General features: G+C 73.8%; 14 protein-coding genes and 1 pseudogene. 8 read left to right on the forward strand and 7 right to left on the reverse strand.

From position 1 onward, the window contains the following. Positions 1 to 230, reverse strand: a pseudogene (locus ACTJIY_RS10165) (hypothetical protein); the annotation flags it as partial. Further along, positions 227 to 2,059 carry a beta-N-acetylhexosaminidase gene (locus ACTJIY_RS10170; RefSeq protein ID WP_440675054.1) on the reverse strand — a complete coding sequence of 611 codons (1,833 nt, stop codon included), beginning with the start codon at positions 2,057 to 2,059 and terminating at the stop codon, positions 227 to 229. The gene ACTJIY_RS10170 and the pseudogene ACTJIY_RS10165, both read right to left, overlap by 4 nt. 277 nt (positions 2,060 to 2,336) lie before the next feature. Between ACTJIY_RS10170 and ACTJIY_RS10175 the strand changes: the two genes are divergently transcribed. From ACTJIY_RS10175 to ACTJIY_RS10195, 5 genes are all read left to right on the forward strand, one after another. After that, entirely contained in the window at positions 2,337 to 3,368 is a 1,032-nt protein-coding gene (locus ACTJIY_RS10175) for a LacI family DNA-binding transcriptional regulator (protein ID WP_253053070.1), read from the forward strand. 491 nt (positions 3,369 to 3,859) lie between these two features. Then, positions 3,860 to 5,554, forward strand: a complete 1,695-nt coding sequence (locus ACTJIY_RS10180) for a glycoside hydrolase family 13 protein (RefSeq protein ID WP_440675055.1) — start codon at positions 3,860 to 3,862, stop codon at positions 5,552 to 5,554. Positions 5,555 to 5,677: 123 nt separating this feature from the next. Next, complete coding sequence (locus ACTJIY_RS10185; RefSeq protein ID WP_253053072.1) at positions 5,678 to 7,078, forward strand: ABC transporter substrate-binding protein; 1,401 nt, start codon at positions 5,678 to 5,680, stop codon at positions 7,076 to 7,078. A gap of 159 nt (positions 7,079 to 7,237) precedes the next feature. Continuing rightward, complete coding sequence (locus tag ACTJIY_RS10190; protein ID WP_374615002.1) at positions 7,238 to 8,203, forward strand: carbohydrate ABC transporter permease; 966 nt, start codon at positions 7,238 to 7,240, stop codon at positions 8,201 to 8,203. Continuing rightward, positions 8,200 to 9,273, forward strand: a complete 1,074-nt coding sequence (locus tag ACTJIY_RS10195) for a carbohydrate ABC transporter permease (RefSeq protein WP_353708650.1) — start codon at positions 8,200 to 8,202, stop codon at positions 9,271 to 9,273. The genes ACTJIY_RS10190 and ACTJIY_RS10195 overlap by 4 nt, the downstream gene beginning before the upstream one ends. A gap of 115 nt (positions 9,274 to 9,388) precedes the next feature. Here the strand turns inward: ACTJIY_RS10195 and ACTJIY_RS10200 are convergent, their stop codons facing one another. Then, positions 9,389 to 10,420, reverse strand: a complete 1,032-nt coding sequence (locus ACTJIY_RS10200) for a DUF2804 domain-containing protein (protein ID WP_440675053.1) — start codon at positions 10,418 to 10,420, stop codon at positions 9,389 to 9,391. 204 nt (positions 10,421 to 10,624) lie between these two features. Between ACTJIY_RS10200 and ACTJIY_RS10205 the strand changes: the two genes are divergently transcribed. After that, positions 10,625 to 11,854, forward strand: coding sequence for a ferrochelatase (locus tag ACTJIY_RS10205; protein ID WP_440675052.1), 1,230 nt, complete (start codon positions 10,625 to 10,627; stop codon positions 11,852 to 11,854). 43 nt (positions 11,855 to 11,897) lie between these two features. Continuing rightward, a complete protein-coding gene (hemQ, locus tag ACTJIY_RS10210; protein ID WP_440675051.1) occupies positions 11,898 to 12,632 on the forward strand; it encodes a hydrogen peroxide-dependent heme synthase in 735 nt (244 codons plus the stop codon). A gap of 129 nt (positions 12,633 to 12,761) precedes the next feature. On the opposite strand, the gene ACTJIY_RS10215 is transcribed toward hemQ, so the two are convergent. Next, positions 12,762 to 14,630 carry a M48 family metallopeptidase gene (locus ACTJIY_RS10215; protein WP_440675050.1) on the reverse strand — a complete coding sequence of 623 codons (1,869 nt, stop codon included), beginning with the start codon at positions 14,628 to 14,630 and terminating at the stop codon, positions 12,762 to 12,764. Positions 14,631 to 14,768: 138 nt separating this feature from the next. Here ACTJIY_RS10215 and ACTJIY_RS10220 point away from each other — a divergent pair, with 138 nt between their 5' ends. Continuing rightward, positions 14,769 to 15,599 (forward strand): tryptophan-rich sensory protein, encoded by an 831-nt coding sequence (locus tag ACTJIY_RS10220; RefSeq protein ID WP_353708655.1) that lies wholly within the window; start codon positions 14,769 to 14,771, stop codon positions 15,597 to 15,599. A gap of 84 nt (positions 15,600 to 15,683) precedes the next feature. Here the strand turns inward: ACTJIY_RS10220 and ACTJIY_RS10225 are convergent, their stop codons facing one another. From ACTJIY_RS10225 to ACTJIY_RS10235, 3 genes are all read right to left on the reverse strand, one after another. Continuing rightward, positions 15,684 to 17,012, reverse strand: a complete 1,329-nt coding sequence (locus ACTJIY_RS10225) for a Glu/Leu/Phe/Val family dehydrogenase (RefSeq protein WP_440675049.1) — start codon at positions 17,010 to 17,012, stop codon at positions 15,684 to 15,686. Positions 17,013 to 17,098: 86 nt separating this feature from the next. Next, on the reverse strand, positions 17,099 to 17,905 hold the full coding sequence (locus tag ACTJIY_RS10230; protein ID WP_440675048.1) for an aldo/keto reductase: 807 nt from the start codon (positions 17,903 to 17,905) through the stop codon (positions 17,099 to 17,101). Positions 17,906 to 18,041: 136 nt separating this feature from the next. Continuing rightward, positions 18,042 to 18,791, reverse strand: a complete 750-nt coding sequence (locus ACTJIY_RS10235) for a helix-turn-helix domain-containing protein (RefSeq protein WP_440675047.1) — start codon at positions 18,789 to 18,791, stop codon at positions 18,042 to 18,044. Positions 18,792 to 18,822 lie beyond the last annotated feature (31 nt).

Consider the following 18,822-nt stretch of genomic DNA (forward strand, 5'->3'; position numbering starts at 1 on the left):
ACGTCCTCGTCCAGGACCGCGGCCTCGCCGTGCACGTGCGCGTCCACGAACCCCGGCAGCACCAGCCGCCCGCCCGCGTCGAGCACCACCACATCCTCGGGCAGCGCCCGCGCCCCGGCCGCGGGGCCGACGCTCTCGACCCGGCCCCCACGGACCGTCACGTCCACCGGGGAGGAGGCACCGCCGTCGGGCCCGACCAGCCGGGCGCCACGGACCACGAGCGCGCTCACGCGGGGCCTCCCTCGTCCTCGTCGCGGCCCTCGACCCAGCCGCCCACACCGCGCAGGCCGCCCGCGGCGAGCTCGGCCGCGCGGTCGCGCGGCCAACCCGCGACGCCCGGGCGAGTCTGCCACGGGTGCGGCCCGTCGAGCGGGCGGTACTCCACGCCGGCCGCGTCGAGGCGCGGCAGGTGATGCGTCACCAGTCGCTCGCGGAACGCGCGCGACGCGGGCGAGCCGGGGGACCGGTCGGCCTCGGGTGACCACATGACCTCCGCGAACGCCGCGAGGCGCGGGAACGCGGCGTAGTCGACCCGGCGGGCGGAGTCGAGGTGCTCGGACCAGAGCTCGGCCTGGCCGCCGAGCAGGACGCCCGGCCGGTCGCTGCTCGCGTGGGGCTCCGAGTCCGCTCGCGAGCCGGCGAGCTCCGACGGCAGCGGCTCGAACGCGTACACGTCGTCGAGGGTCGTGAGGAAGCCGACGGGCACCGGCTCGTCCGGGGTGTCGCCGCCGCGGTGGTCGAGGTAGACGACCTGCTCCGGGGCCATGACGACGTCGTGGCCGGCGGCGAGCGCGTCCGCCCCGACCGCCCAGCCGCGCCACGACGTCACGACCACGTCGCGCGGGAGCGCGGGGCCGAACGCCTCGTCCCACACGACCGCGCGGCGCCCGCGCGACGCGACGTGCTCCGCGAGCCGTGCGAGGAACCAGCCGTGCAGCCCGCCGACGTCGTCGAGGCCGAGCGCCTCGGCGCGCGCCACGATCGTGGGGTTCTCGCGCCACAGCGTCGTCGGCACCTCGTCGCCGCCGATCGCGACGAACGGGGCGTCGAACACCTCGAGCACCTCGTCGAGCACGTGCCGGAAGAACGTCAGCGACTCCTCGGACGGGTCGAGCACCTCCGTGCTCACCCCCCACGTGGTGCGGACCTCGTGCGGCTGCTTGCGCGTGCCGAGCTCGGGGTACGCCGCCACGGCGGCCTCGACGTGACCCGGGGCGTCGATCTCCGGCACGACGGTCACGCCGCGCTCGCGCGCGTACGCGACGATCTCGCGCAGGTCGTCCTGCGTGTAGAAGCCGCCGTGCGGGCGGCCGTCGAAGACACCGGCGCGCCACGTGCCGACGCCCGACTCGCTGCGCCACGCCCCGACCTCGGTGAGCCGGGGGTAGCGCGCGATCTCCATGCGCCAGCCCTGGTCGTCGGTGAGGTGGAGCTGCAGCACGTTGAGCCGGTGCGCGGCGGCGAGGTCGACGAACCGCAGGACGTCGGCCTTGGGCAGGAAGTGGCGCGCGACGTCGAGCAGCACGCCGCGCCAGGGGAACCGGGGGTGGTCGGCGATCGTGACGTGCGGGAGGGCGAGCGTCGGCGTGGCCGCGGCGTCGGCCGGGGCGCGGCGGAACGCGCCCGGGCCGGCGAGCTGGCGGAGCGTCTGCGCGGCGGCGTGGGCGCCGTCGAGGTCGCCGGCGTCCACGCGGACCCCGGCGGCGTCGACCGTGAGGCGGTAGCCCGACGGCGGCAGGTCGCCGTCGAGCCCGAACCTCACCACGGGAGGGGCGTCGGAGGGCGCCGGTGCCGTGCGGTCGACCGGGAGCGGGGTCGGGGGCCCGACGGGGAGAGGGGTCGAGGGACCGGCCGGCACGAGATCGAGGCCGAAGGCGTCCTCGGTCGTACGGCGCCACCAGCGGGCGGCGGCGCGCAGCGCCGGGTCCGCGACGACCCGCGTCCCGTCGAGGATCGCCGTCGTCCCTGCGCCGGGCGTCAGCGCCACCGGAGCAGGGAGGATCCCGAAGGGGTCCGTGATGGGCTCGGGGCGTGGCGCGGGCACCTTTTGAAAGGACACCGAACGAGCCTAGCCGCAACCCCCGTTGACTCCCCACCCCCCACCCCCCCACCCGCGCCGCCCCCACCCCCGTCCGGCCCCGACCACGCCCCGACCACGCCCCGACCCCGCGCCGAGCACGACATGGCGGTCGGTATGAGCGCCAGAACGACCGTCATGTCGTGTTCGGCAGAGGCGGGGGGCGGCGCGGAGCCGCGCGAACCGTCTTGACGCAAGCGTGCGTTCGGGTGGGCCGGAATCACGCAAGCGGCTTGCAATGGCGCGTATAGTCGACGGCATGTCGAGACGTCTGGCGGAGGTCGCCACCAAGGTCGGTGTCAGCGAGGCCACGGTGAGCCGCGTGCTCAACGGGAAGCCCGGCGTGTCGCAGGCGACGCGCGACGCGGTGCTCACCGCGCTCGACGTGCTCGGCTACGAGCGGCCGACCAAGCTGCGCGGCGAGCGCGGGCGCCTCGTCGGGCTCGTGCTCCCCGAGCTCGTCAACCCGATCTTCCCGGCGTTCGCCGAGGTCATCGGCGGCGCGCTCGCGCAGCAGGGCTTCACCCCGGTGCTGTGCACGCGGACCGCGGGCGGCGTGACGGAGGCCGAGTACATCGACCTGCTCCTGGGGCAGCACGTGTCGGGCGTGATCTTCGCGGGCGGCTTCTACGCCGAGCGCCTGGCCGACCACGCGCACTTCCGCCGCCTCGAGAAGCTCGGCCTGCCGGTGGTGCTCATGAACGCCTCGATCGAGGACCTCGACTTCCCGCGCGTCTCGTGCGACGACCTCGTCGCGATGAACCAGGCGCTCGGCCACGTGCTCTCGCTCGGCCACGAGAAGGTCGGCCTGCTGCTCGGGCCGGCGGACCACGTGCCGTCCGAGCGCAAGCTCGCCGCGGCGCAGGCGTTCGCCGAGCGGCAGGGCCACGTGCTCGACCCGGCGCTCGTCGTGCACAGCCAGTACTCGCTCGAGAGCGGGCAGGCCGCGGCGAACCGGCTGCTCGAGGCCGGCGCGACGGCGATCGTCTGCGCGAGCGACCCGCTCGCCCTGGGCGCCGTCCGCGCGGTGCGGCGTGCCGGCCTCGACGTGCCGAGCGACGTCTCCGTCGTCGGCTACGACGACTCGAACCTCATGAACTCCACCGACCCGGCGCTGACGACGGTCCGCCAGCCCATCGAGCCGATGGGCCGGGCCGCCGTCGACCTGCTCGCGAGCATGATCGCCGGCGCCGACGTCTCGCGCGACGAGCTCCTGTTCGAGCCCGAGCTCGTCGTGCGCGGCTCGACCGCCGCCGCGCACGCCGCCGGCCGCGAGGCCACCTCCTCCTAGCCTGCACCCCACCCCTCCAGGGCCTCGGCCCGGCCGCTCGCGCGCCGGCCCGGGGCCCTCGTCGTCGTGCCCTCGCGTCGACGTCGAACCCGGGATCTCTCCTGACCCGTGCTCGTGCGTGGGGAGAGAGCCCGGGTTCGGCGCCGGCGGGACGCGTCGTCGGCGCGGGCGGGCTCCCGCGAGGAGGGCTTCGCAAGCGGGCGTAGGTCTCTCGACGTCGAGAGATAGCGTTTCGATAACGGCACTGTCGGGTTCTTGCGCGTATCCTGTCGTCTAGTTACAGTCGTCCACGACGGCGCGGTCGGGCACCCGGTGCACGACGGCCGTCCCGGGGACCCACCCGGTCGGAACGACGCAGTGCGCAGCAGCTGGCGAAGGCACGGACCCACGGACGTGCAGCCCACGAACTCACGGAAGAGGACGCGGTGAGCAACGATCACCCCCGAGTCGCCGACGGCGAACCCACCCCCGACGCGACCCTCGCGCAGGCGGTGCGGGAGCCGGGGGCGGCGTCGCCCGACTGGTGGCGCAGCGCCGTGATCTACCAGGTGTACGTGCGCAGCTTTGCGGACGGGAACGGCGACGGCACGGGCGACCTCGCGGGCGTCCGCCAGCACCTCACCTACCTGCGCGACCTCGGCGTCGACGCGATCTGGTTCACCCCCTGGTACGTGTCGCCGCTCGCCGACGGCGGCTACGACGTCGCGGACTACCGCGCGATCGACCCCCAGTTCGGCTCGCTCGCCGAGGCGGAGCAGCTCATCGCGGAGGCGCGCGAGCTCGGCATCCGCACGATCATCGACGTCGTCCCCAACCACGTCTCGTCCGAGCACGAGTGGTTCAAGGCCGCCCTCGCCGCCGGCCCCGGGTCGCCCGAGCGCGAGCGCTTCTGGTTCCACCCGGGCAAGGGTGAGGACGGCTCCCAGATCCCGACGCGCTGGGTCTCGGAGTTCCAGGGCAGCACGTGGACGCGCACGACGAACCCCGACGGCACGCCCGGCGAGTGGTACCTGCACGTGTTCGCGCCCGAGCAGCCGGACCTCAACTGGAACCACCCCGACGTGCGCCGCGAGCACGAGGACATCCTGCGGTTCTGGTTCGACCGCGGCGCCGCGGGCATCCGCATCGACTCGGCGGCCCAGCTCGTCAAGGACCCGGCGCTGCCCGAGGTCCCGGCCCACCCCGGCCCGGGCGAGCACCCGCACGTCGACCGCGACGAGCTGCACGACATCTACCGCGGCTGGCGCGCCGTCGCGGACTCCTACGAGGAGCCCCGCGTGCTCGTGGGCGAGGTGTGGCTCGCGGACCGCGCCCGGTTCGCCCAGTACCTGCGCCCGGACGAGATGCACACGGCGTTCAACTTCGACTTCATGGCGCGCCCGTGGGACGCGAAGGCGCTGCGCGAGTCCGTGCAGACGACGCTCGACGCGCACGCCCCGGTCGCGGCGCCCGCGACGTGGGTGCTCTCGAACCACGACGTCACGCGCCCGGTGACGCGGTACGGCCGCGAGGACAGCTCGTTCGCGTTCGCGACCAAGCGCTTCGGCACGCCGACGGACCTGGAGACCGGGCGCCGTCGGGCCCGCGCCGCCGCGCTGCTCTCCGCCGCGCTGCCCGGCTCGCTCTACCTCTACCAGGGGGACGAGCTCGGGCTTCCCGAGGTCGAGGACCTGCCGCTCGACGCGATCCAGGACCCCATGCACTTCCGCTCCGACGGCGTCGACCCCGGCCGCGACGGCTGCCGCGTCCCGCTCCCGTGGACGCGCGGCGGCACGAGCAACGGGTTCGGGCCCGACGGCGGCGCGCGGCCCTGGCTGCCCCAGCCCGCGGGCTGGGGGGAGCTCTCGGTCGAGGCGCAGGCCGACGACGAGACGTCGATGCTCACGCTCTACCGCCGCGTCCTCGCGACGCGGCGCGCCGAGCCCGCGCTGCACGGCGAGGCGTTCCGCTGGCTCGACTCCCTGGGAGGGGTCGCGCTCGGCGACGACGTGCTCGCGTTCGTCCGCGAGGACACCCGCGGCGACGACGACCGCGCGGTCACGTGCGTCGTCAACCTCGGGGCCGAGGACGTGCCGCTGCCCGCGGACGCCGAGGTCCTCCTCCACAGCGGCACCTCGCACGGGGCGGACGTGTCGGAGCCACCGACGCGCCTCGCCCCCGACACCGCGGTCTGGCTGCGCGCATGACACCGCGCACGGGCCGGCACGCGGCCTGACCGCCACCAGTCCCCGGGCCGCGAGCCGGTCGGCCCGGACACCCAGCACCCACCCAGCACACCCAACCAGCACCACCGGAACACAGGAGTGACGATGAAGTCCACACGTCAGGCGATCGCCTTCACCCTCGCGGGGGCGCTCGCGATCAGCACGCTCGCCGCGTGCTCGAGCGGCGGCTCGGGCAGCGACGACGAGAGCAGCGGCTCGGACGGCGACGGGAAGGTCACCCTCAAGGTGGTCTCCCTCCTCCCGGGCTCCGAGCAGGAGGCGATCGACGCCTTCAACGCGCAGGTCGAGGAGTTCGAGGCCGCGAACCCGGACATCGACATCGTGCCGGAGGAGTACGAGTGGAAGGCGACGACGTTCGCCCCCCAGCTCGCCGGCGGCACGCTGCCCGACGTCTTCGAGATCCCGTTCACCGACGCGAAGACGCTCGTCGAGAACGGCCAGCTCGCCGACCTCGACGAGCAGTTCCGCACCCTGCCCTACGCCGACAAGTTCAACCCGGCGATCATCGAGGCCGGGACGGGCGCCGACGGCCACGTCTACGCGATCCCCGCGAAGAACGTCTACGGCGTGGGCCTGCACTACAACCGCGCGCTCTTCGAGTCGGCCGGGCTCGACCCCGACCAGCCGCCGACCACGTGGGACGAGGTCCGCGAGGACGCGAAGAAGATCGCGGACGCCAACCCCGGCGTCGCGGGCTACATGCAGATGTCGCAGAACAACACGGGCGGCTGGCAGCTCACGGTCAACACGTTCGCGCGCGGTGGCCGCACGCAGGAGGTCGCGGAGGACGGGACCGCCACCTCCACGCTCACCAACGACGGCACCAAGGAAGCGCTCGAGTGGCTCAAGGCCATGCGCTGGGAGGACAACTCCCTCGGGAGCAACTTCCTCCTCGACTGGGGCACGATGAACCAGGCGTTCGCCGCCGGCCAGGTCGCGATGTACACGTCGGGCTCCGACGTCTTCACGTCGCTCGTCCAGACGAACGCGGTCGACCCCGCCACCTACGGCCTCGCGGCGCTCCCGCTCGAGGGCGACGACGCGGGCGTCCTCACGGGCGGCACGCTCGCCGCGATGCCGGCCAACGTGGACGAGTCCAAGAAGGAGGCCGCGATCAAGTGGATCGACTTCTTCTACCTCGCCAAGCTCGTCGACGAGAAGCGCGCGGTCGCCGACGCCGAGACGCTCGTCGCGAACGACCAGCCCGTGGGCACCCCGGTCCTGCCGATGTTCTCCCAGGAGCAGTACGAGCAGAACCAGGAGTGGATCAAGGACTACATCAACGTCCCGCTCGACCAGATGACGAGCTACACGGACACGATGTTCGACCTGCCGCTCGTCGGTGAGCCGTCGCAGAAGACGCAGGAGATCTACGCGCTGCTCGACCCGGTCGTCCAGGCCGTCCTGACGGACGAGAACGCCGACGTGGACGCGCTGCTGGAGCAGGCGAACACCGAGGCGCAGGCCCTGCTCGACCAGGGCTGACGCCCCGCGGTCGCGCGGTCCGTACGGGCCGCGCGACCCGCAGACCCGGGTCGGCCGGCAGCGCCCCCTGCCGGCCGACCCGAACCCCGCCGGTGCCCGACGGCGCGACGCACCTCGCGTCGTCGGGCACCTCCCCACCGCACCGAAGGACGTTCGCCCGTGACCGCCACCACCGCCCCGCCGCGACGGGGACCCGCCTCCCACGCGCGGGCCGACCGCGACGGCCGACGCCGCAGCCCCGTGACGTGGTTCCGTGGCGGCGGCCTGAGCAACCTCGTGTTCCTGCTGCCGCTCATCCTGATCTTCGGCGTCTTCTCGTGGTTCCCCATCGTGCGCGCGGTGATCATGAGCTTCCAGGAGACGAACCTCGTGAGCGACCCGACGTTCGTCGGGCTCGACAACTTCCGTCAGGTGCTGAACGACCCGCTCCTGTGGAAGGCCGTGAAGAACACGCTGTACTTCGCGTTCCTCGCGCTCCTGTTCGGGTACCCGATCCCGCTGATCGCGGCCGTCCTCATGCGCGAGGTCCGCCGGGCGCGCGGGCTGTACTCCGCGCTCGCCTACCTGCCGGTCGTCGTGCCGCCGGTCGTCGCCGTGCTGCTGTGGAAGTTCTTCTACAACGGCAGCCCGACGGGCGTGTTCAACACGATCCTCGGCTGGGTCGGCCTCGGCCCGTACCCGTGGCTCCAGGACGCCTCGACGGCCATGCCGTCGCTGGTGCTCGCCGCCACGTGGGCCGGCGCGGGCGGGACGATCATCATCTACCTCGCCGCCCTGACGAGCGTGCCGCCCGAGCTCTACGACGCCTCCGAGGTGGACGGCGCGGGGCTGTGGCGCAAGATCTGGCACGTCACGCTCCCGGCCCTGCGCGGCGTCCTGTTCATCACGCTGATCCTCCAGGTCATCGGGACCGCGCAGGTGTTCCTCGAGCCCTACCTGTTCACGGGCGGCGGGCCGAACAACGCGACCCTGACGATCCTGCTGCTCATCTACCGCTACGCCTTCCAGAACAGCCTCGGCGGCGACTACGGGGCGGCGACCGCGCTGTCGATCATGCTCGCGGCCGTCCTCGCGGTCTTCTCGATCCTCTACTTCCGGCTCACCCGGTCCTGGAGCACGTCATGACTCTCTCGCCCACCGACAACCCGAGCGAGATCGGCGTCGTCTCGCAGGACTCCGCGGCGACGGCCGACAGCACGCCGGCGGTCCCGACGGACGGCACGGGCACGGCCCGACGCGCCGCCGAGGCGAGCCGCTCCCGGCGCGAGTCCGAGCGCCGCAGGGTGCGCGCCCGCCGTCGCAAGGCGCTCGACGGCGTCGAGGACCGTGGCGCGCTCTCCGAGGCGGACTGGCGCCGCCCGTCGATCCGGTGGGGGATGGGCAGCACGCACGTGCTGCTGCTCGTGATCCTCGTGGTCGCCGGGCTCGGCCCGATGCTGCTGCTCGCCAAGTACGCCGTCACGCCGACCCAGGACATCCTGCGCACCCCGATGGCGATCTTCCCGAACGGCATCGCGTGGGACAACCTCGACAAGGCGTGGAACGACGTCCAGGTCAGCCGGTACTTCCTCAACACGATCTGGCTCGCGGTCGGGTCGTGGGCGTCGCAGATCCTCGTCGCGACGACGGGCGGCTACGCGCTGTCCGTCCTGCGGCCGAAGTACGGGAAGGTCGTCCAGGCGCTCGTCCTGTCGACCATGTTCGTCCCCGCGATCGTGCTGCTCGTCCCGCTGTACCTGACGATCCTCGACCCGCCGCTGCTCGGCCGGTCGCTCATCAACAGCTTCTGGGCCGTGTGGCTCCCGGCGGGTGCGAGCGCGTTCAACGTGCTGCTGGTCCAGCGGTTCTTCGACAGCCTCCCGCGCGAGGTGTTCGAGGCCGCCCGCATGGACGGCGCCGGGCCGTACCGGCTGTTCTGGTCGATCGTGCTGCCGATGTCCAAGCCGATCATCGGCGTGGTCTCGGTCTTCGCGGTCATCGCGGCGTGGAAGGACTTCCTCTGGCCGCTGCTGGTCCTCAAGGACCCGGCGATCCAGCCGCTGTCCGTGCGCCTGCCGTCCATCGAGGCGTCGACCGACCTCGGCGTGTTCCTCGCGGCCCTCGCGATCTCGACGCTCATCCCGGTGGGCCTGTTCCTCGTCTTCCAGCGCATGTTCCTCCAGGGCGCCGGCCTGGGCGGAGCGGTCAAGGGCTGACCTTCGGCCCGCTGCCGAACACGACTTCGGTGTCGTCGTCCGAGGGATGACGACACCGAAGTCGTTCTCGACCGAGAGCAGGGTCGTCGGGGGAGCGGGGCCCGACGGCGGGTTGTCACCAGCGGTTGTGGACCTCCTCGGCCCAGCCGACGAGGCCGTCGAACCGCACCGGCTCCGGTGCGGCGTCGCGGTCGGTCCCCGCGGCGGGTGGCGTGAACGTGCCGGACCAGTGGCCGAAGCACTGGTCGGTCGACGACGAGACGACGCCGAGGTGCGTCCGCGTGACCTTCGTGTGGAAGGGCTCGAACGTCGCGTCGAGCCCGCCGCCGGTGACCCGCCACGGCCGGTGCGGGTGGGCGAGGTCGTAGTCCCACGCGAGCTCGTCGGGGAGGTGCTGGATCCGCCCGTCGACGAGGACCGCGTTCTCGGTCGACCCCGTGCCGACGGTCCACCGTCCGCCCACCTGGATCCCGACGACCCGCCCGTGGCTCTCGCCCGAGCCCGCGCCCCAGTTCCACCGGACGTCGTACGGCCAGCGCCCGCGGCCGTGGTCGAGGACGGCCCACGACGACCCGGCGGGAACGTCGACCGTCCGGCCGTCGACCCACAGCGTGCCGTGCGCCGGGCGGGCGACGTCCTTGACCGTGTACTGGAAGCGCGAGTCGCTCCACGGCACGACGACGGCGAGCCGCTCGTGCCCGGGCGGCAGCTCGGCGACGACGTCGAACGAGACGTCGCGGGTCCGCGCCCGCAGGCGCGTCCCGCCGTCGACCTCGTCGAGGTCGATCGCGAGGTTCTTCGCCCGTGCGCGGGCGGGACCGTCGCCGAGCGAGCCGGGCAGCTCGACGCCGCGCGCGGGCACGACGGTCGCGCCCGCGCCCCACGTGCGGCCGGACTCCCGGTCCAGTGCCCAGACCTCGTGCACCGCCGCGTAGTCGAGCGAGGACACCGTCAGCGCGAGCACGTGCGTCGGGGTGACGACGCCCCAGTACTCCCAGCGCTTGTTCCGGCCCGCATGGCGGCGGCCGTCCCGCGCGACGCCGGACGTGTCGACGAGCGGCTGGCGCGCCCAGCCGATCGAGCGGCGGTCGAGCAGGCCGTCGGGCAGGGTGAGCGGCACGCGCTCGGTGATCTCCGGGAGCGGCACCGCTCCACCTCCACGTGGTCCGGCTCGGGCGGTCCTGCGCGGCGGGCGACGGTGCCCGGTGCCCGGCCCGAGGAGCGAGCGAGGCCGAGTCTAGGGGGCCGGGCGAGGTGACCGGACGAGGTGACACTCTGTCCCGTCAATGTCACGTCCCTCCGGTCCGCTTCCGGGCGGGCGGGGGTCGGAGCAGGTGCCATGATCGGGAGCATGCCCCCGTTCTCCCCCCAGGACGTCGCTGCCGACACGGGCCGGGCCGCCGCGCCCGCTGCGTCCGCCAGCGCCCCCACGAGCGACGTCGACCCCGGTCCCACCCCCGACCTGCGCCCCTACGACGCCCTGCTGCTCTACTCGTTCGGCGGGCCCAACAAGCCCGAGGACGTCGTGCCGTTCCTGCGCAACGTCACCGCGGGCAAGGGCATCCCGGACTCGCGCCTCGAGGAGGTCGGCGAGCACTACTACGGCTTCGGCGGCAAGAGCCCCATCAACGAGCAGAACCTCGCGCTCAAGGCCGCGCTCGAGGCCGAGCTCGCGCGCCGCGGCGTCGAGCTGCCCGTCGTGTGGGGCAACCGCAACTGGGAGCCGTACACGACCGACGCGATCGACGAGCTCGAGGCGCTGGGCGCGAAGAACGCGGTCGCGCTCGTGACGTCCGCGTACTCGTCGTACTCCGGCTGCCGCCAGTACCGCGAGGACCTCGCGGTCGTGCTCGACGGGCGCGGCCAGCTCGGCCCCGACGGCTCGACGGGCGTGCAGTTCGACAAGGTGCGCTCCTACTTCAACCACCCCGGCTTCGCGCAGGCGAACGTCGACGCCGTCCTCGACGGCTACGCGGCGCTCGCGGCCAAGGGCGGCGACGGCGCCGCCGCGCGCCTCGTGTTCGTCACGCACTCCATCCCGGACACGATGGAGGCCGCGTCGCGCGTCTCGCACGCGACGTACTCGGAGCAGCACCTCGACCTCGCGCGCGTGATCGCCGCCGAGGTGTCGGCGCGCCTCGGGCACGACGTCGCGTGGGACCTCGCGTACTGCTCGCGCTCGGGGCCGCCGAGCCAGCCGTGGCTCGAGCCCGACGTCAACGACCACCTGGAGGCCCTCGCGCAGGACGGCGTCCGCGACGTCGTGCTCTCGCCGATCGGCTTCGTGTCGGACCACATGGAGGTCGCGTACGACCTCGACACCGAGGCGATGGAGACGGCGACCGGGCTCGGGATGACCGCGGTCCGTGCCGGGACCGTCGGCACGCGCGAGCCGTTCGTGCGCGGGCTGGTCGACCTGCTCGTCGAGCGCGCGGCCCTCGCGCGCGGCGAGGCCGTCGAGGAGGCCACCGTCGGCGACCTCCCGGCGTTCCGGTCGGTGTGCGCGCCGGGCTGCTGCCTGCGTCGCGACGGCGAGCCGAGCGGCGTCCCCGCGCTGTGCAGCACCGACATCCACAGCTGAGCCACCGCGGCGAAGATCCCGCACCGACCAGGGAGGAACCCCGATGAACGACGCCGCGCGCGTCCCCGCGGACCACGAGCAGATCAACACCACCATCCGCTACGCGATGTGGTCCGTCTTCGCGACGGCGGCGCCCCTGCCCGCCGACGCCGACGAGCGGGCAGGCCTCGTGGCCGACGCGCTGACCGCGGTCGGCGGCGGCGACGACCCGGCGGCGACCGACGGCGACCTCGTCGTGCGCGGGTGGTACGACGTCGCGGGCCTGCGCTCGGACGCCGACCTCATGGTGTGGTGGCACGGCCCGACGATCGAGTCCGTCCAGGGCGCCTACCAGCGCCTGCGCGCGAGCGGCCTCGGGGCGCACCTGGAGCCGGTGTGGTCGAACGCGGCGCTGCACCGCCCGGCCGAGTTCAACCGCGGCCACGTGCCTGCGTTCCTCGCGGGGGAGGCGCCGCGCGACTACCTCAGCGTGTACCCGTTCGTGCGCTCCTACGACTGGTACCTCCTGCCCGACGCCGAGCGCCGCACCATGCTGCGCGACCACGGCCTCGCGGCGAAGGACTACCCGGACGTGCGCGCCAACACGGTCGCGTCGTTCGCGCTCGGCGACTACGAGTGGATCCTCGCGTTCGAGGCCGACGAGCTGCACCGGATCGTCGACCTCATGCGCGAGCTGCGCGCCACGGAGGCCCGCCGCCACGTGCGCGAGGAGGTCCCGTTCTTCACGGGCCCGCGCACGACGCTCACGGCCTGGGCCGACCGCCAGCCCCTGTCCTGACCGCCTCGGCCCCCGGCCCCACCGAGTCGAACACGACATGAGGGTCGTTATCCACGGGACAACGACCCTCATGTCGTGTTCGACGGCGGGCCCACGGCGTTCTCATGCCGGTGCGCGCCGCTCTGGACGTCAGCCGGCGGGTACGGCGTCAGGTTCGCCCTCGCGGACGAAGGCCGCCAGCAGCTGCGCGAGCTCGAGATCGGCGTCGTCGTGGCTCAGGACCGTCTCGCGGACCACGTTCAGCCGCAGGCGCGTGCCGTCGCGCAGCACGATCCGCGCGCGCAGAGGCCGGACCTTGCGGAGCTCGACGCGGGCGATCTCGTCGAACTCGACGAGCCGGTGGCGCGCGACGAGCTCCTCGACCGGTGTCTGGAGCAGGACGGCGAGCCGCGAGCCGGCGCTCTTGAGCATGACCTTGCGGCGGACGAGGACGATGCCGTGGCGCAGGACGACGACATCGTGGGGCAGCCCGCCCACCGTCACGGGCGCCAACCCGCCGCGGGCGCCGCGGGGCACCCGTACCGTGGGGCGCCCCGGCGAGGGGGAGGCGACCTCGATCCCGAGCCCGTCCAGGTGGCGCGGCACGTCCTGAGCCGTGGCCGGGTCGAGAGCGAGACGTGCCGTGCCGGACAGGTCGAGGACGTCGCCCTTCGGGCCGGTCAACTCCATCGGGCCGCTCCAGGACAGGCGCCAGGTCGCGACGCCCGACGAGACGGCGGCTGCACGCAGGGCCGCCTCTGTGATCCCCACGAGCTGCTCGTGCGCGTCCTCCCGGGGTGTGGCCGGGATCAGCACGCGACGGACATCGTCCAGCCGGCCCGTGCTGACAGCGCCGAGCAGTGTGGAGAGGTCGGACCGGCCGGTGCCCGTGGCGCTCGCCGCTGCTCCGAAGAGCGCGTCGGCGACTTGTTGGTCGTTGAGGGGCATCGATGCCGCCACAAGCGTGGCCCAGTCGACCTGGCGGCGGGTGCCGTAGTCCACCGACTGCCGCACGAGGCGGCTGGCCAGCTCTGAGAAGTCGGGGAGCAGTGCGGTCGCCGACCGGTCGTCCACCGGAGCGGGGACGTCCCGGGCCGCCGCCATCGCGGCGACTCGTGCGGAGATCGGGGGATGGGAGTCCCATAGCGAGCGGGCTGCCGGAGGCGCCGAGTCCCGGAGGGCTGTGAGCTCTTCCCCGCGCTCGCGCAAGAAGTTCTCGAACCCGTCGAAGACCGATTCAGGGGTGGGTGCGTATCCCACCTCCCAACCGATCTCGACGTAACGGGCCAGGAAGTGGCGCCAGGCCGCGTCGAGCGCCGGGAGCTCCTGCAATGCCCTCTGCGCCGTGTCACGTCCTGCGACACGGACGGAGAGCAGATCGGCCTCCAGCTCCTGCCTGCGGCCGACGGCGGCTGAGACGAGAGCGAAGAACTTGGCGTACTGCGCGAGAATCCAGGCGACGACCGTGCCATCGAGCTCCCGCACGACAGAAACCATGGACTGACGGCCGCGGTACGTGAGCGGGCCGAGGCGGGTGTGGGACCGGGAGTAGTGGCCGAGCTCGTGCGCGAGGACCGACCGGAGCTGGGCGGCGGTCAGGCCCTGCAGCAGCGGGACGCCCAGGTACAGGCGGCGCGTCCCGCCGACGAGACCGAGCAGGCGCGTGTCCTCGCTGACGGCGGCATTGACGTCGGCGACGAGCCGGATCTCGTCGGGGGCGCGCGTGTCCGCGACCTGCGCGAGCTCGCGGACCGTGGCCCAGAGTTCCGGGGCGTCGTCGTCCGTGAGCGGCATCCCGCCGGGCTCCTGCTTCTCTGCCCGCGCGACACGGACGAGCGCGACGACGAGTCCGACCGCGACGACCACGGTGATGAATCCGAGCTTCGCGGCGCCGCCGCCGATGTGCGCCGAGAAAGCCCACACGGTCGCCGCGCCGAGGCCGACGACGGCGCCGAGCGCGAGGACGTAGAACCCGACGAGGAGGAGGACCGACAGCGCGGCGCGCAGGGTCGTGGTCATGGGCGTGCCTCTCACGATGCGCCGCACCCGCGCGGCGGTCTGGCGCCGGAGCATAGTGGCCCGTGTGCCCGGGGCACCAGTTCCGTCCGCCGGCCCCTCCCCGGATGCTCAGCATGCTGATCGATGCGACGGTGGAGCATGACCACCGCAGCCGTCCCGGCGGGCGCCGTCCCCGCGCCCGCGCCCTCCGACCGCGTCCGTCAGGTCGTCGTCCTCGTCGGCTCGCTCGTCGCCGCCGGTGCCGCGGCCTACGGCGCGGGCGCGTTCGGCGGCACGGCCGTCGAGCAGACCGCCGGAGGCGCGCTGTCCTCGACCGCGACGCCCGTGGCGCCCGACAACCCGGCGTTCCGCATCTGGTCCGTGATCTACCTCGGGCTCTTCGCGTTCGCGGTCTACCAGGCGCTGCCGCGGCACGCGACCAGCCCGCGCCTGCGCGCGACCGCGTGGTGGGTCCTCGTCTCCATGGTCCTCAACGCCGCGTGGATCGGCGTCGTGCAGGCCGGGTGGATCCCGTTCAGCGTCGTCGTCATCGCGGCGCTGCTCGCGGTCGACGCGGTGGTCGTCGTGCGGCTCGTGCGCCGGCGGCCCGAGTCGACCGCGCAGGCCGTCGTCCTCGACGGGACGACGGGCCTGTACACCGGCTGGGTGAGCGTCGCGACGCTCGCGAACGTCGCCGCGGCGCTCGCGGACGCGGGCGTCGGCGAGCTCGGCCTCGGCGCGACGGGCTGGTCCGTCGTGCTCGTCGTCCTCGCCGCGGCGCTGTCGGTCGCGTGGGCGGCGTTCGCCGCCGGGCGCCGCGCGGTCGCCCTCGGCATCGGCCTCGCGATGTCGTGGGGTCTCGCGTGGATCGCCGTCGGGCGCTTCCAGGGCGAGCTCGTGGACACCGCCGTGGCCTGGGCGGCCGTCGGCGCGTCCGCGGTCGCGCTCGTCGCCGCGGTCGTCGCGGCGACCCGCCCGGCGCGCGCCTGATCACCCGCCGAGCACGGGATCCGCGACCGGATCGAGCCCAGGACGGTCGCGGAGCCCGTGCTCGGCGGGGCCGAGCCTCGCGGGTCAGGGGTAGAGGCCTCGGATCTGGTGCGCCTCCGCCACACGCTGGACGCCGATGACGAGCGCGGCGTCCCGCAGGCTCAGCTCCTCGCGGCGTGCGAGGGTCGCGACCTCCTCGTACGCGTGGAGCATGCGGTGCTCGAGCTTCTCGCCGATCTCCTCCGCGGTCCACCAGTACGCCTGGTTGGCCTGCACCCACTCGAAGTAGGACACGACGACGCCGCCCGCGTTCGCGAGCACGTCCGGCACGACCGTCACGCCGTTCTTGGTGAGGACGCGGTCGCCCTCCGCGGTCGTCGGACCGTTCGCGCCCTCGACGACCCACCGGGCGCGCACGGTGCGCGCGGTGTCACCGTCGAGCACGCCCTCGACCGCGGCCGGGACGAGCACGTCGACGTCGAGCGCGAGCAGCGCGTCGTTGTCGACCGGATCGGCGCGGTCGAACCCCACCACGCTGCCGGTCGCGGCGACGTGCTCGAGCAGCCCGCGCACGTCCAGCCCGTCCGGGTCGTGCACGCCCCCGTACTGGTCGGACACCGCGACGACGCGCGCCCCGCGGGCCGCGAAGATCGCGGCGGCGTGCGACCCGACCTTGCCGAAGCCCTGGATCGCGACGCTCACGTCGGACAGCGGCACGCCCGCCTCGTCGAGCGCCGCGGCGGTGACGTGCACGACGCCCGCGCTGGTCGCCGTCGTGCGGCCGAGCGACCCGCCCACGGTGATCGGCTTGCCGGTCACGACGGCCGGGATCGTGTAGCCCTGGTTCACCGAGTAGGTGTCCATGACCCAGGCCATGGTCTGCTCGCTCGTGCCCATGTCGGGCGCCATGATGTCCCGCTCCGGGCCGATGACCGGCATGATCTCCGACGTGTAGCGGCGCGTGACGCGCTCGAGCTCGGCCTCGGAGTAGCAGCGCGGGTCGATCGCGACGCCGCCCTTCGCCCCGCCGTACGGCAGGTCGACGAGGGCGCACTTCCACGTCATCCACATGGCGAGCGCGCGCACCTCGTCGATGTCGACGCTCGGGGAGTAGCGCAGCCCGCCCTTGCCGGGGCCGCGCGACACGTTGTGCTGCACGCGGTAGCCGTGGAAGAGGACGGTGCGGCCGTCGTCGCGCCGCAGCGGGACGGCGACGTTCACCTCGCGCCGCGGCGTCGCGAGCATCTCGTGCAGACCCTCGTCGTAGCCGAGGAACCCGACCGCGCCGGCGAGCTGCGCGTGCGCGGTGTCGAGGGCGGACGCGGGGGCGTGCTGCGGGGTCGTGCGGGGGGTGGGGTCGTGCGGGGTGGGTTCGCCGCTCGTGAGGGTGGGCGGCACGGACGTCGTCGTCACGGTTCCTCCGGTTCGAGGTTCTCCTCGGTGCCGCGGGGGTGTGCGGCACCGAGGGTCACGCTACCCCCGGCGCGGGCGCTCGCCGCTCACGCGCCCCGGTGGTGTCCGAGCGCGTCGATCGCCGCGAGCTCGTCCGCCGTGAGCCTGAACCCGGTCACCTGGAAGTTCGCCTCGATGCGCTCCGGCGTCACCGACTTGGGGATGACGACGAACCCGTGGTCGAGGTGCCAGCGCAGCACGACCTGCGTGGGCGTGACGCCGTGCGCCGCGGCGACCTCCGCGAGGACCGGCGCGTCGAGGTCGGTGCGCTTGAACGGGCTGTACCCCTCGAGCACGACGCCGCGCTGCGCGAGCTCGTGCGCGAGGCGGTGGTCGTAGTCGGCGGGGCTCCAGGGGATCTGGTCGACGGCGGGTGCCTCACCGACCTGCTCCGAGACGACGTCGACCTGCTCGACCGAGTAGTTGCTCACCCCGATCGACCGGGCCTTGCCCTCGTTCCGCAGCTCGACGAACCGCTCCCACACCCACGGCGACGCCTCGCCCGCCGGCGGCCAGTGGATGAGCCACAGGTCCACGTGGTCCGTGCCGAGGTCGCGCAGCGACGCCTCGAGCGTCTCGCGCTCGCGCCCCGCGGCGTCCGGCGGGAGCTTGGTCGTGACGAACACGTCGTCGCGGTCCACGGCCGAGTCGGCGAGCGCGCGCCCGACCTGCGCCTCGTTGCCGTAGCCCGTCGCGGTGTCGACGTGCCGGTAGCCCACGTCGAGCGCGTGGCGCACGGCGCGGTACGCGTCGTCGCCCTCGGACTGCCACGTCCCGAGCCCGAGCAGCGGCATCGCCCCGCCGGGCAGTCCGACGGTCGGGACAGGGCCGGGGGAGGAGCTGGAGGAGGTCATACCGCCAGTCTCCGCGCCCGACGCCGCCGCGCGCCACCGCGCGGCCCCCACCGGGTCCTCGCCGAGCCCTGGATCTCTCCCCAGGACGGGCAGACGGTGAGGAGAGAACCAGGGTTCGGCGGCTGGGCGCGGGCGGTCAGCGGCGCGTGCGGCGGCGGTACTGGGCCGGGGTCTCGCCTGCCAGGCGCGCGAACGTGCGGGTGAACGACGGCTGGTCGTAGAAGCCGCTCTCGGCCGCGACCTCACCGATCGAGACCGTGGTCCCCGCGAGCAGGCGCGTCGCGTGGTCGACCCGGGTGCGCAGCACGAGCTGGCGCGGCGTCACGCCGTACACGCGTCGCACCCGCCGGTCGAGCACCGCGGGCGTGCACCCCGCCGCCTCGGCGAGCCGCGCCGTCGTCCAGCGCGCACCGAGGTCCGCCTCGACCGCGGCGACGAGCGCGGCGAGGGAACCCATCGTCGCGTCGTCCGCCGCGCCCGCGCGCAGGTCGTGCGAGACCGAGACGATCCCCACGAGGTGACCGGCGTCGTCGTGCACGGGGAGCTTGGACGTGAGGAACCAGCCCGACGTGCCGCCGAGCCGCCGGATGCGCTCGAGCTCGCCGCGCAGCGCGCGCCCGCGCAGCACCTCGGCGTCCTGCTGCTCGTAGCGCTCGGCGAGCTGCGCGACGAACAGGTCGCGCGCGCGTCGGCCCAGCACCGCGCGGCGCGAGCGCTCGTTCGTCCGCGCGACGAACACCGGGTTGACCGCGACGTACCGGCCCGTGACGTCCTTCGCGCAGAACATCGTGTCCGGCAGCTCGTCCATGAGCGCGACCATGGCGGGGCTGAGCGCTCTGAGCAGCGCCGCGCCCTCGGGCCACGGTTTGTCGCGGACGGGTGCCATGTCGCCCCGGATCGTACAAGACGAGTCACCG

This window comes from Cellulosimicrobium sp. 22598 (genome assembly GCF_052044445.1).
Classification (GTDB): Bacteria; Actinomycetota; Actinomycetes; order Actinomycetales; family Cellulomonadaceae; genus Cellulosimicrobium; species Cellulosimicrobium cellulans_G.

What these genes read in the sequence shown, in the direction of transcription:
- ACTJIY_RS10175 (WP_253053070.1), top strand. Translation starts at nt 2,337, where the DNA reads ATGTCGAGACGTCTGGCGGAGGTCGCCACCAAGGTCGGTGTCAGCGAG.
- ACTJIY_RS10220 (WP_353708655.1), top strand. Translation starts at nt 14,769, where the DNA reads ATGACCACCGCAGCCGTCCCGGCGGGCGCCGTCCCCGCGCCCGCGCCC.
- hemQ (WP_440675051.1), top strand. Translation starts at nt 11,898, where the DNA reads ATGAACGACGCCGCGCGCGTCCCCGCGGACCACGAGCAGATCAACACC.
- ACTJIY_RS10205 (WP_440675052.1), top strand. Translation starts at nt 10,625, where the DNA reads ATGCCCCCGTTCTCCCCCCAGGACGTCGCTGCCGACACGGGCCGGGCC.
- ACTJIY_RS10235 (WP_440675047.1), bottom strand. Translation starts at nt 18,791, where the DNA reads ATGGCACCCGTCCGCGACAAACCGTGGCCCGAGGGCGCGGCGCTGCTC.
- ACTJIY_RS10230 (WP_440675048.1), bottom strand. Translation starts at nt 17,905, where the DNA reads ATGACCTCCTCCAGCTCCTCCCCCGGCCCTGTCCCGACCGTCGGACTG.
- ACTJIY_RS10215 (WP_440675050.1), bottom strand. Translation starts at nt 14,630, where the DNA reads ATGACCACGACCCTGCGCGCCGCGCTGTCGGTCCTCCTCCTCGTCGGG.
- ACTJIY_RS10195 (WP_353708650.1), top strand. Translation starts at nt 8,200, where the DNA reads ATGACTCTCTCGCCCACCGACAACCCGAGCGAGATCGGCGTCGTCTCG.
- ACTJIY_RS10185 (WP_253053072.1), top strand. Translation starts at nt 5,678, where the DNA reads ATGAAGTCCACACGTCAGGCGATCGCCTTCACCCTCGCGGGGGCGCTC.